A 12955-nucleotide genomic window follows, 5' to 3' on the forward strand; every position below is an offset into this window, starting at 1 on the left:
GTCGCCTCACCCGCCTGTTCGTTGGAAGGAGAGCTGGGCCTCGCGGCCGAACCCGGCGCCGGCGGTGGTGACGAGCACGCCGAGCAGGGGTACGGCGGCCGCGGCGAGCAGGGACCCGGCGGGCAGGGTGGCGGCGGCCGGTTGCGGCACGCCGCCGATCGCGGACAGCGCGGGGAGCAGCGCCTCGGCCGCGCCGTAGCCGGCGCCGATCGCGGCCACGCCGACGGCGACGAGCATGGGCACGGTTTCGAGCACGGAGATGGTGGCGGCCGAGCGGCGCCGGGTGCCCATGGTCAGCAGGAACGAGCTGGACGCGGCCCTCGCCCGTGCGGTCATGGCAGCCGCGAGAAGCACGCAGGCGGCGGAGAACAGCACGTCGAGCAATCCGGCGAAGCGGCTGATCCAGCCGGACAGTCCGGAAAGCAGATCACTGCCGTACCCGCCGACGATCGCGGCCCGTTCGGCGACGGTGGCGCCCAAGACCTGAGCGGCGGCCGCGGGCGGCTTGGTCGTGCCCGGCTTGTAGGTATACCAGGCGGTCATGATGGGGATCTGGAAGTTCGGCATCGCCTCGTGCAGGGCGGCGGCCGAGAGCACGATATAGGCCTTGGCGCCCGTGGCCGCCGGGAAGGCGGGGGCGGAACCCAGGGTGTCGAGGTCGAGGGTGTTCTCGGACAGGCTCAGCGTCGCCGGCGAGCTCGGAGGCAGGCCTTGGACGAGACCGAGCAGGCCGGGCGAGACGAGGGCGGGCACGGTGCCGGCCGTGCTCACGTGGGCGGCTCCGAGTTCGTCGAGCCCTGTTTCGGTCGCCGCCGAGTCCAGCGGCGTGCCACGGATCAGGCTGCGGTATTCGGCCGGATCGACGACGTAGACGATGACGTCGACCTCTCCCTGCGGCACCACGAATTGCTGCTGGGTGAAGACGGCGGCCTCGGCGTGCGCGGCGATTCCGGGCGAGGCGGCCACCTTTGCGACCGCGGCCGGGCTGAGCGCGCTGCTGTTGTCCTCGGTGGAGCTGAGCCGCAGGTCCGCGCCGACGGTCTGCCAGGACTGGGTGACTCGGGCGTGGGCGAGCGTGCCGTTGAAGCAGGTGGCGAAGACGGCGGCGGTGGCGGCCGCGGTCAGCGCGCCCGCGGTGATCAGGTCGACGGTGGGGCGGCGGGCGGCGCCGGCCGCGGAGAGGTAGCCGACCAGGCCACGGCCGCGCGCGGCGACCCGGGCGGCGGGGCGCACCGTCAACGGTATCAGCATACTGATTACGACGGCGGCGTCCACGGCCAGGACGGTGGGCAGCAGGGCGCTGAGCGGGTCGACGCCGGTGGTGCCGGTTCCGGGACGCATCCGCACCTCCGCCACCGCGGCCACGCCCACCAGCAGCGCGGTGCCGCGGCCGATCCACCAGGCGGTCCGGCGGCGCCGCCGCGTGGCCCGCGCCGGCCGCGAGGTGCGCGACGCGACCGCCAGCGCAGCCAGCAGCGGCGCGCCGAGCGCGGTGGCCACGGCTACGGCCCACTGCAGGGCGGCATGGCCCGAGGCGGAACCGGACCCTGATATCAGGACCCGGCAGAGCACGACCGCGGCGGCGGTCGCCGGCACGCACACCAGGAGAGCCTGAATGCCGACCCAGGTCCCCAGCACCGTCCCGGATGCACCTCGCGCCCGGACCAAGGCGACCGCGGCGGTCTGCCGGTCCAGCAGGATCCTGATGGCCAGTAGGAGTACTGCCAGCGCGATCGCGGCCGTTCCGGCGAGCGCGAAGTCCGCCAGCGCCTCGGCGGCGGCGTCGAGGGTGGTGAAGGACTGGACGGCCGGGGCCAGCCGCGAGGAGAAGACGGCGTCGGTGAACGCGGCGCCCAGGCCGAGCCCGTTCGCCGAACTGATCCGCGATTTGATCTCGGCGGCCAGCGACGCCGCGCCGGAGCCGACGAGACCGCTCGGCTCGAGGTGATAGCGCCACGTCGCCTGGGCCGGCTGCCACGCTGTAATGGCGGCCAGCGCAGCCGGGTCGACGAGCACCTCGGCATGCCACTGCTCGTTCGTCTTGCCGGCATAGGCGCCCATCGTCGGCACCCACTCGGAGAATTGGGGCGCGAGCAGCGTGGCCAGGTCGTCGAAGGCGGGCGCGGCGGAACCGGATGGAACGAAGATGCCGCTCACGCGCACGGTGAACGCACCGGATGATGCGACTCCATCGAGAATGAATCGGCTTCCGACGTCGAGCCCTAGCGCCTTGGCCACCGGTTGCGCGACGGCGATGGGCAGCACGGCGTCGCGGGTGCACCCGCCGGTCGGGCACGCGGGTGCGGATCCCTGGACGTAGTGCGCGGAGGCCGCAGCTTGCGGCGAGTAGGCGGCGCTGAGCTCAGGCGCCCACATGACCGTGCTCTGCGCGTACACGAGCGGCTTGCGCCAGACCGCGGGCTGGTCGACCACCGCCGTGTGGATGGGCGTGACCGCGCCGGCCAGGCCGGTAGGCAGCAGGGCGTCGGTACGCGCAGTGGCTTGCGTGAGCTCCGCGGACGAGGCGGCCGTCATGGCGGACGTCGCGGTCACGTCGGTCTGCGCGGATGGCTGGGCCCTGAGATACGAGCGATACGCGTCCGTCGTGTGCGCGGCGACCAGCCGGTCGCCGGCGATCATGCTGCCGCTGAGCAGGAAGGCGAGCGCGGACAGGACCGCGAGCGGGCCGCGCACCGCGCCGATCGAGAGCCACAGCGTGCGGGGCTCGAGCCGGGCGCGCCCGCGCGGGACGCCGGACCGGGCCGGGGACCGGGTGGCGCTCATCGGCCGGCCTCCGACTCGCTGCGCAGCAGAACACTGATGGACAGGCGGGCGGCGACGACGCCGACCCAGCAGGCGGCCGCGAGGACACAGAGCAGGGCTAGGCCGGCGCTGCCGATGGCTTCGGGCCAGGGCGGGACGGCGACCGGTGTGGGCACCGCGGCCGAGCCGTCGCGGGCGACGATGGCGACCGGCACGATCCGGTCGGCGAGTACCGACCCGACCAGGCAGCCGCCGATCACCGCCACGGCCACCTCGAAGGCCTGCTGCACGCCGAAGGCCAGCGCCACCCGGCCGGGGTCGAGGCCGAGCGCGCGGGCGATGGCGATCTCGCGGGCGCGCGAGCGCACCTCGTTGGCCAGCCGGGTGGCGAAGCCGATCAGGGCCAGCAGCGCGACCGCCACGGCGGATATGCGCAGCGCACCGACCGGTCCGCCGCGCACGGGATCCGCGACGTAGTCGGCGCGCACCGCGAGCCGGTTCTGGACCGCGCCGCCTAGCCCCGGCACCGCGGCCGCCTCAGCCGCCACCGCGTCGATCCGGCCAGGCTGGGCCGCCAGCCACCATTCGAGGGTGCCGACGGGGCCGGTCCCGGTGCTCTGTTCGTACGCGTCCACGTCCGCCCGGTCGAGTAACAGTCCGTCGGCTGCCGGCGCGATGGTCGGGATCGCGCCGGCCTCGCCGTAGATGTGCACGGGGATCTTGGCGGCGCCGACGAGGATGACGACCGTGTCACCGACGTGCTTGCCGGCCGCGGACAGGAAGCCCGAGGTGGCCACGGCGCCGATCGCCACGGTCGGATTGCGCGGGACCGCCATCGCGGAGACGATCGTGGTGCCCTGCTCCTGTTCCGTCGCCATGCTCCAGACCTGCGACGCGGGCAGCGCCGCCGTCACGCCGTCGGCGGTGACGGAGCGGACCGTCATGCCGGCGTCCGCGCTGGAAGAATCCGCGGCCCCCTGGCCGGCGGACGACGCTGGGATCAGAAGGTTCAATCGCGTCAGACGTAGCGGCCAGGCGACCTCGGCGCCGCTGCCGACGATGCGCGAAAGCGAGACTTGGACGCGAGCCGTCGAGCCGGCGGGCACCGGGACGTCGAGCGGCTCGGGCTCGCCGGTGCCGGCGGCGAAGGTCAGTTCAAGTCTGCCGCCGCCACGAGCTGCGCTGCCGGTCAAGCCGAGTTCGAGTGCCACCGTCTGCGGCCTGCCCGGCAGGACGAGTCCGTGCTCGGGCGCTATCCGGCCGGCCGCAGCCGCGGCCGTCAACGGCTGGGTCAGGCCGTGGACACCGCCGGGGCCGAGGTCGGTGCGCAGCTGCCCGGCCGCGGCCAGCTCCGCCGGATCGGCCACGAGTATCTGCGTGCTGCCTTCTGAACCGTCGGCGCCGATCGAGGCGGTCAGGCGGATCACCTCGGCCGCCCCGGCCACGCCGGGCAACGTGGCGGGATCCCCTGCCACGGTCAACGCCTGGGCGTTCACTCCGGACACACGCACGTCTGTGCCGACGCTGTAGTCGGCCTGATCGAGCGCGGAGCGCTGGGAGGCGGAAAGGTAGCTGCCGGCCAAAACGACCGTGCCGATCGCCATGACCAGCAACACCACCGGGCCCGCCGTCGCCCGCCCGGCCCTGGCCGCGGACCACGCGCCATACGGTGCGGCCCAGCTGCGCGCCCGCGCGGCCAGCAGCTGCATCGCCTTGCCTGCCAGCGGAATCACCCGCAGGCTCAGCACGGCGCAGGCGAGCACGGCGAGGGCGGGGGCGAGCACCACCACCGGGTCGACCAATCCTTGCGCCGCCTCGGCCGGGCCGTGTGCGGCCAGCTCCCAAAGCGCCAGCGCGCCGAGCGCCACGAGAGCAATCTCGGCGCCCAGTCCGACCACGACGTTGCCGCGAGTACGTTCGGCGTCGACCGGGAGCTGCGCGGCGTACCCGGCGAGGGTGATCGTGCCGGCCAGCCAGGCGGCCGCGGCGGCGGCCCACACGCTCGGACCGAAGCCCGGCACCGCGCCCGCGCTGGAAACCGTGCTCGCCAACGGCCCGGCCAGCAGAACCGCCGGCACCTGGGCCAGCGCGCACAGGACAAGCGCCTCCGCCGCGCCGCAGCCGGCCAGCTGGGCCGGCCTCGCCCCCCGCGCGAGCATCAGCGCCGTGCTACGACGGCGGTCGATCGCGAGCAGCCGCGCGGTGAACGCCAGCGTGCAGGCGGCCACGGCCAGCAGCAGCACACAGGGCAACGCGATCGCGGTGCGCGCCACCGCCAGCGCCTTCACCGTGCCGCCGAGCAGGGCGGTCAGACCGGTCTGGACCGTCGCCGAGGCGCCCAGCTTCTGGTCCGCGACGAGTGCGCCGGTGAACGTGTCGACCGCGGAGGAGACCGCGTCGAGGTTCGCGCCGGTCAGCGTGCTGAAGTCCGGCCGCACCAGGTAGGCGCAGCCGCCGAGGCCCAGCGTGGCTCCGTTGAAGTCCCCGGTGTCGACGAGCATCGGCAGGCCCGTGCCCAGATTCGAACGCAGCAGAGCGGAGTACGGGTCCGAGCTCGCATCGAGACGGTAGACCCCGACGACGACGAACTCCCCCTGCGCGCCGACCGAGGAGAACGGATAGCTCGAGCCGACCCGAAGATGCCGGGCCGCCGCGTCACTCTGCGACAAGGCCACCTCGATCCGGCTGCCGGCGCTGACGGTCGGCAGGCGCCCCTCGACCAGCCGCACATGCGCGGAAATCGTCGGCGACGACCAGAAACTCAGCTCAGTAGAGCCGGCCGGTATCGCGCCGGGATCGTCGCCCAGTCCCCCGTCCCCCGCCGGCGGCGACGCGCCGAGCAGCGAGAAAGCGTCCTGGCCGGTGAACAGCGCCTCCGACCGCGCGGAAAGCTGCGGGAGGTACTTCCGTACGTCATGGGCCAGTTCCGTCGGCGCGGTGACCGGATCGACGTTGCTGGGGCCCGCTGTCAGCTCGATCCCCAGCTGGTCCGGGCTCGCCGATCGCAACATCCTGACCACGGACTGCTCGCGGGTCGCCGAGGCGAACGCGGCGATGGTCGTCATGGCGGTGCTCGCGGCCAGCACGGAGAGGAACGCCGCCAGCAGCACCCAGACCTGGGTGCGAGCGCGGTGTACGGTCATCCCCCACAGCCCCCACACGTGTCCCACCCCTCTCTGGTCCCCCGATTTTGATTCAGGTTAGAAGGGCACGCAGTTATATGCAAGGCTTGCATAAGAGACGTTAGCTCCTGAACCGGCAGGAAACAGCCCTCTCCGTGCCCACTGCCCCATTTGAGTCTCTTCCACGGCTCTCACACACTCACGGCCAACTCCACGCCGACGACTGACCCCGGAAAAGCCGATAGCCCCTGACAGCAACCGGCGCCTATCGTCAGATCCGTGGAAGACAACCCGCCACCGGAAGTAGTGGAGCTGAATACATGTTGACGATGGCATTTCCCGCCGCCCTCGCCAACGACGTGCGCGCCGTCCAAGCCATCATGCCGCCGGCCGACTATGCCCCTGCCCCGACTGAGGCGTTCGGCGTGTCGGTCGACGGTGAGGCCATCTCCATCCCGTACCGGATCCACCACCCCGAACCGGCCCACGCCGCCACCCAGGCCCTGACTCCCCGACAGACGGCGATCCTCGGGTGCCTCTACACCCGGCACCACGACGGGTACGTGAGACAGCGCCACATCGAACAGGTCATCCGCACCCCCGAGCCCTGGACGCACCCTTCGTGGTCCGGCTCGCAGGCGAGTACGTCCTCCAGATCCTCGTCAGCATCGCTAACGGGCTGACGCAGGCAGACGCCGCCGGCACAAACCACCGTGCGCTCTACGGGCGCTTCCTCGCCGCCAACCCGGACTTCTTCGCCCTCACCGAACGCCGCACGACCAGCTACTGGGCCTGCTACTACAGGTGGAAATACCCCGACTTCCAGCGCTACCCCGGCAGCGACCTGCTCACTCAGTTCCACGCGATGGCAATAGAGCAGTCCAACCGCCGCCTGCCCAGAAACAGCCCCGCCCGCAGGGCACGGGAGTCCTCTGGCGCATCTGGCCCAGCTCGCCAATAAGGCTCACGTCGCCCAACCAGCCGTTCAGCCGGACCAGCGTCGACCATTCTCTCGTCCTGCACCACAATGAGACGGGCGAAATCGTAGTCGGCGGGTGTCTCCGCGGCACCGAGCTGGTTCCTCAATGGGCGTTGGCTTACTGCGACTTGATGATCGGCTGGGTGTTGGTGGGGCGTGGTGGCCTCTCGAGTCGGGGTGGTCGTCGGGGTGCGGGCGGCCGCTTCGCGTCGCCCGGTTTGTCTGACCACCCACCCACCCGTTGCGTAGCGGGGTGGGCTGGGGTTTCAAGCTTTCGCCTCCGGCGCGGGCCCTTCTCTCGGAGAGAGTGCCGGGTTCGTGTGGCTGCTGGCGTTGGTGGGGCGGGCTGGGGTTGGGGGTGGTCGGGTACCGGGGGTGTGCTCTCTCCTCGGTCGGTCCCCGGAGGCAATCAGGAACCTGCCGGGAGGTCAAGCGGCGGTGACTTGGGTTGATGCTCGATTCTGCATGGCGCCGCTTGACCTCCCGGCAGAACCCTGATCGGGCTTCGCCTGCCCGACCGAGGAGAGAGCCCACCCCCTGAGGTCCAGTGCGAGCTGCACTCGGGCTGATTCCCATCCCGCGGCCCGGCCGCGCCCGACGCGGAAGAATCCTGCATCACCGTTCTGGGCCGCTCTTTTGTTCTCTACTGTTCCAACGCCGGGGAGCGCGCCCGAGTTCCTCGGAAGTGTCCGTAATTCTCCATAACAGGTAAAGGCCGGATTCACGGTTTTTGTCGGTGGCGGCGGCTAGCATGGAAGCGTACGAGGAATCGGGGCTTGCGTCGGGAGGGAGGTGGACGGGGTGGATGGGCAGATGACGTCAGGGGTGAGGCCGAAGACGGTGCAGGAATTCCCCTCGGAGCGCGATCGGGCCACGCGATCCCGCGCAGTGCGTAAGCACCGGGTGAATCACACCAGGGCGATGCAGAATTCCACCTCAGGCACGTCCCGAGCACCGACCCCGTCGCTCAGACCGAGGATCGGGATGGCCGGATCACGACGATGCAGTCTCCCGCATCGAACGCGGCCAGTCCGCGGGATTCTGCAGCGTGATCTGGGACCGGAGTCGATCGCAGCACGGCAATGCAGGATGCAGCATCAAGCGCGACCGGACCACCGACCCTTCGCACCGATCGAGAATCGGGATGACCCGCCCAGAACGGCTATGCAGGATCCTTCCGGATCGAGCGCAACCGGGCCACCGGACGGGACCGGGCCCGAGCGCAGCCCGCACCGGGCCCCAGGGGGTGGGCTCTCTCCTCGGTCGGGCAGGCGAAGCCCGGTCAGGGTTCTGCCGGGAGGTCAAGCGGCGCGACGCAAGATCGACCACCAGCGGAAGCTACCGCCGCTTGAGCTCCCGGCAGGTTCCTGATTGCCTCTGGGGACCGACCGGGGAGAGAGCACGCCCCCGCAACCCCACCACCCCGGACCCCAGCCCGCCCCGCCGACGTCAGCACCCCACAGACCTCGGCACTCTCCGAGGGAAGGCCCGCGCCGGAGGCGAGATCTTGAAACCCCAGCCCACCCCGCCAACGCAACGGGTGGGCGGGTGGACAGACGAACCAGGCGACGCGAAGCGGCCGCGCAAGCCGTGGGCCGGTTCGGGGCCTCGCTGCCGACGCCTGTACATCCGGGGCCGTGTGGCATGATCCGGGCATGGGCCTCGAGCTCGACCCGCCACGCGCGCTGGAGTCATCAGAATGAACACCTGGGATACGTGGGTGGCAAGTCACCGGTTCGACTCGGCTGCCTGGGCGCAGGTCAGAGCCGATGAGGAGCACGAGCTGTGGGATCGTTTCGACGCCGCGTTCTGCTTCCGTCCGAGCATGCACGAGCTTCCAGGGATCAACGAACCCACGCCGTCGATCACTTACGACCTCGTATACGAGGACGCAACCCGCGTCGAACCGGTATGGGTGAACCGCACTCTGCTCACGGCGCTGCGCCGCGTCACGGGTATCGACGATAGCGTGGTCGTGTTGAACTGGCACCACCAGACTTACCGGTGTCGGCCACACCGAGTCCGGGACGAAGAGCCCGTCGATGACACGTGGCCGACCGAGATCTACCCCGATTACGACTACTACATCTGGCTAGCCGAGGACATGCGATACGGCACCTTCGGACATCCCTGGGAACCGAGCCTGTGCATCTTCGGTGAAGAGCTCATCGCGGCCGTGACCGAGGTGGGCGATGAGGCACTGGGACGAATCCTGCGACGCAACGGCCGCCCGTAGGCGAACGGCAGAGCTGTGCCGAGACCTCCGGGACAGGCGAGGGGATGACAGGGATGTTGCTATACGACGTGGTTTTCCCGGCGTTGCTGGCCGGAGCGCGGCGGACGACGACCGGGCTGGGTTCGCCGAAGTCAGAGCGGCGCTGCGCGAGCCCCGGGCGAAAATGAAGATCGTGATCCTGGACTGCTGTTTCTCCGGGCAGGCAACCGCTACGGCACACAGCCTCGGAGGCGATGGCGCCGACGTCATCACCATGCCGGACGGGACCGGGGCTTTGACCATTAACGTGATCCCAGGTTGAGAGTTTGACAGAGCGCGTGGGACCGCGCCTGGTCCCACATCCCAGGCGCAGTCACGGCGCAAGCGCGTGTTCTGGCGGGCACTCGTTCTCGGGATCCCGGTGACACCCGCTCTACTGGGACTCGCCGTCAACCAGTGGACGTCAGCCCGGCACCTCGACCTCGGCGGTTACGACAGACTCACGCCGGTGTATGTCGAGTACGAAGGTTGGTTCGTCGACCGTTTTCTACCTCGCCACATGTTGCTACACAGACCGTGCATCATCGTGGGCGCATTCCTTCTTATGTATTACAAGGCTCCCGAGCTCCATCTGGCGCACGCCGGCGCTGACGTCCTGAACTGGTTCGTCTGGCGCTTCTGACCTGTAGCGCCGGGCTCGGCGACGGTGGTCTTGCCTGCGCCCGGAGCGCTGCGTCAGACTGTCGATTCATGGGTGATGGGACGCTCCAGGGGTGGTGGGGCGGCGGGTTGTTCCATGTTCGGGGTGAAGGGTTTGAAGCGGGGTTCGCGCTCGGTTCTGCCGAGGGGGTCGAGAACGTCGAGAACGTCGAGAACGTCGATGTGTTCGTCCGGCGCTCGGACGGGAGCGAGTGGACTGCGACGGTCTTCACGCTCGCCGAGGTGCATAGGTTGATGGACCGGTGGGCCGAGTCGGGCGAGGCCCAAGCGGGTGCCTACTTCTGGTGCTCGGACGGACTGATCGTCCGGGATGCGGGCGTGGCCGCGATGGTCGAGGTGCTCGCCGGGCTGGTGGCCTCGGATGATGCGCGCACGATACTGCGGCCGGTGGCCGAGGAACCGGAATAAGGTACGGCACCTGCGACCCACGACCGGGCGCTAATCCGTTGTCTCCCGCACGGGTCCGTGCCCCATCCTGTACGTCGTGGAAGAAGAACCCAGACACCGAATCCGCGCCCACTACGCCGCGGACACGATCACCGTGTACCAGGCGTACAGACCAGAGATCGGCCTGGCTGCCGCACACGACGGACGGTTCCCGGACAGCTGGCAGCGGGACCGGATGACGTGGGTCAAGCCCTCCTTCCTGTGGATGATGTATCGGTGCGGTTGGGCGACGAAGGAAGGCCAGGAGACGGTCCTGGCCATTGAGGTCACTCGCGACGGGTTCGAATGGGCGCTGAGACACGCATGCCTTTCGCACTACGAGCATGGACTGCATGACGACCGAAGCTCATGGCAGCGCACCCTGAAACGGGCGCCGACACGTGTCCAGTGGGACCCCGAACGCGATCTGCATCTCCAGCCGCTGCCCCACCGATCCCTTCAGCTCGGGCTGGCAGGTGAAGCCGTGCGCCTCTTCGCCGACAAGTGGACGGTCTCGATCCGCGACGTGACGCCGCTTGCACGCGAGATCCACGCGCGCGTCGTCGAAGGCGACCTCCACGCCGCGGCCCGCCGGCTACCACCCGAGCGCCCCTACCCCGCGAGCGAAGAACTGCTCGCTCATCTGCGGCGATAAGCTGCGACGGCGCGGGGTGTGCGGCACGCTGCCACGCAGGAAACCACGCCGGTGGGCGCCGACGGACGGCGGCAATCTACTGGATCAGACTGTCGTACCAGGTCCCTACGCTTACCCCATGAGCATGATCGGTGAGTACCTGAGAGTCACGCCATCGGAGCTGAGCCGGGCGATCGAGGACCCGCAATGGGCACTGGACCACGCGGAGCAGATCCAAGACGCGCAAGACGAGAATGAGCAGTCGCCAAAGGAAGCCAAGCACTTCAGCACCTACAAGACCTGGGACATGCTCGGGTTCCTGCTGCGCCGCTTCCATTTCCCGGTCGATGTGGTCCACGGCGAGGAGGACTTTGCTGACGACGAGGACTGGGGCTACGGCCCGCCACATTTCCTCACCGTCGAACGCGTTCGGCACGCCGCCAGGGAATTGGCCCGAACCTCCTATGACGACCTGATCCGCGACGTCGACCACACAGAGCTCGCGGCCGCGAACGTCTATCCCCTGAGTTGGGACTCACCAACGTCGCTGGAGTGGGCGCGCGACTACTACGGCCAGCTCACGGCATTCTTCAGCGCCGCCGCCGACGCGGGCGACGCCGTGCTCGTCTGGCTCGACTAAGGGCCCTTACCCGCTGAAGGCGGCCGCTGCGCTACCGGAGCCCGCCGGAACGATCGTTGCGTGCGGGCCATCGGTGGTGCCACCATGCCCGTTAGCACTCTAACCATGAGAGTGCTAACGGGAGGGGCGTGAGGATGCTCAAGGTCCTGCGAATCCGCGACTATCGGCTGCTGCTCGTCGCCGCGCCCTTCTACGTGTTCAGCCTGACCGGCTCAACCCTGGCCACCGGGCCGACGCTCACCGCCGAAGCCGTTCCCGCCATCGTGCTCGGGCCGATCGCGGGCGTGCTCACCGACCGCTGGAATCGGCCCCGTCGGCGACGTGCTGTAGGTGCTCTGCGGCTTCCACTACGTGGTCGTCATCGATGTCGCCAGCTACCTGTCGTCCGCCGCATTCACCGCCCTGATCCGCCATCGTGCCCTGCTGCAGCCGCCATCGGTCGGCGGCGACGAGCCGCAGCGGGCGTGGCACAGATTCCGGTCTGAGCTGCACGACGGGCTCGCCCACATCCGACGCACCTCGGACCTGCCGATCGTCTTCGGTGTCGCAGCCCCCTTCGTCACCGGCAACGCCATTCTCACCGCGCTCCTCGTGCCCTACCTCGGCGGCGTGCTGCACGCCGGAGCGCAGAGCCTCGGCGTGCTCTTCGGCGCTCTCGGCCTCGGCTACGCGATCGGCGCTCCACTCAATGAACCTGGCAGCCGGCCTCGTCGCCGCTTCCGCCGGGACGGCCCTCCTGCTGCCGCCGACCCAAGCAGCAACTGAAGAGCGGATGCGACATGTTCGTTTCTACGCCTGCGCTGCGTAGCTGAGCAGGCTCCGGCGGCAGAAGTCCGCGAGGCGTAGTTCGAGAGCCGAGGCCAGGTCGAAGACGCCGAGCGCCTGTCCCTCGGCCAGTGTCAGCTCTCGCGCATGCCGGTGCGTGCGCGCCTCGAAGATCGTGAGCTGACGCCCGTCGCCGTCGAGGTCGACTACGCGCCACAGGGGGCGCAAGTTCACCTCATCAAGGGCGAGCTCTTCACGTAGCTCCCGGCGGATGGTCTGGTCGGGCAGTTCGCCGTCGTCCGTCGCACCGCCGAAGAGGGACCAGCACGCGGGATGCGGGATTTCAGGCTTGTCGTCTCGCAGGTGCAGCACTATTCCAGCGGGGGTTGTGACGATGGCCATCGCACCGGAGGCGGTCGTGCTCGCGGCGGACTGTTCGTCCTCCGGGGAGAGATACGGCGGAAGGTTCATGACGGCAGTTTTCCACGGGGTGATCTGATCGGGAGTCGATCGAGCCCCGGGAAAGCCGTGCTGGACCCGGCCGCCGCGCATGGTTCAGCCGATTCAGGGGACCGGGTAACCCGGCTGCCTCAGGGCACGATGTGGCCTCCCGATGGCACACTCGGCCCTGGCCCTTCGAGGGAGTCTTTCGTATCGAGGAGATAGGAGTGGCTGCGACCGCGGGATGGCC

At 69.7% G+C, this 12955-nt stretch carries 9 protein-coding genes; 6 read left to right on the top strand and 3 right to left on the bottom strand.

The genetic code is table 11. The annotated features are described in order from the left end of the window. Nucleotides 1-6: 6 nt before the first annotated feature. Together ACTRO_RS00670 and ACTRO_RS00675 are read right to left on the bottom strand one after the other, a co-directional pair. The gene (locus ACTRO_RS00670) at nt 7-2784 is read right to left on the bottom strand and encodes a hypothetical protein (protein WP_034260436.1); all 2778 of its coding nucleotides are present in this window, start codon (nt 2782-2784) and stop codon (nt 7-9) included. Then, nucleotides 2781-5906 (bottom strand): FtsX-like permease family protein, encoded by a 3126-nt coding sequence (locus ACTRO_RS00675; protein ID WP_034260438.1) that lies wholly within the window; start codon nt 5904-5906, stop codon nt 2781-2783. The genes ACTRO_RS00670 and ACTRO_RS00675 overlap by 4 nt, the downstream gene beginning before the upstream one ends. A gap of 299 nt (nt 5907-6205) precedes the next feature. On the opposite strand from ACTRO_RS00675, the gene ACTRO_RS48480 reads away from it, so the two are divergent. The 6 genes from ACTRO_RS48480 to ACTRO_RS00710 all read left to right on the top strand — a co-directional run bounded on the left by ACTRO_RS48480 (nt 6206) and on the right by ACTRO_RS00710 (nt 12264). Next, a complete protein-coding gene (locus ACTRO_RS48480) occupies nt 6206-6568 on the top strand; it encodes a hypothetical protein (RefSeq protein WP_211244020.1) in 363 nt (120 codons plus the stop codon). 2016 nt (nt 6569-8584) lie between these two features. After that, complete coding sequence (locus ACTRO_RS00685; RefSeq protein ID WP_034272392.1) at nt 8585-9100, top strand: DUF2716 domain-containing protein; 516 nt, start codon at nt 8585-8587, stop codon at nt 9098-9100. A gap of 729 nt (nt 9101-9829) precedes the next feature. Continuing rightward, complete coding sequence (locus tag ACTRO_RS00695; RefSeq protein WP_034260442.1) at nt 9830-10207, top strand: hypothetical protein; 378 nt, start codon at nt 9830-9832, stop codon at nt 10205-10207. 76 nt (nt 10208-10283) lie between these two features. Beyond that, nucleotides 10284-10880 carry a DUF4291 domain-containing protein gene (locus ACTRO_RS00700; protein ID WP_034260444.1) on the top strand — a complete coding sequence of 199 codons (597 nt, stop codon included), beginning with the start codon at nt 10284-10286 and terminating at the stop codon, nt 10878-10880. A 118-nt stretch (nt 10881-10998) separates the two neighbouring features. Beyond that, a complete protein-coding gene (locus ACTRO_RS00705; RefSeq protein WP_034260446.1) occupies nt 10999-11499 on the top strand; it encodes a YfbM family protein in 501 nt (166 codons plus the stop codon). 330 nt (nt 11500-11829) lie between these two features. Further along, on the top strand, nt 11830-12264 hold the full coding sequence (locus tag ACTRO_RS00710) for an MFS transporter (protein WP_034260448.1): 435 nt from the start codon (nt 11830-11832) through the stop codon (nt 12262-12264). 24 nt (nt 12265-12288) lie between these two features. Here ACTRO_RS00710 and ACTRO_RS42495 read toward each other — a convergent pair whose 3' ends face one another. Beyond that, nucleotides 12289-12735: an NUDIX domain-containing protein gene (locus ACTRO_RS42495; RefSeq protein WP_051450090.1), complete on the bottom strand. Its 447-nt coding sequence runs from the start codon at nt 12733-12735 to the stop codon at nt 12289-12291. Nucleotides 12736-12955 lie beyond the last annotated feature (220 nt).

The organism is Actinospica robiniae DSM 44927, from assembly GCF_000504285.1.
GTDB lineage: Bacteria > Actinomycetota > Actinomycetes > Streptomycetales > Catenulisporaceae > Actinospica > Actinospica robiniae.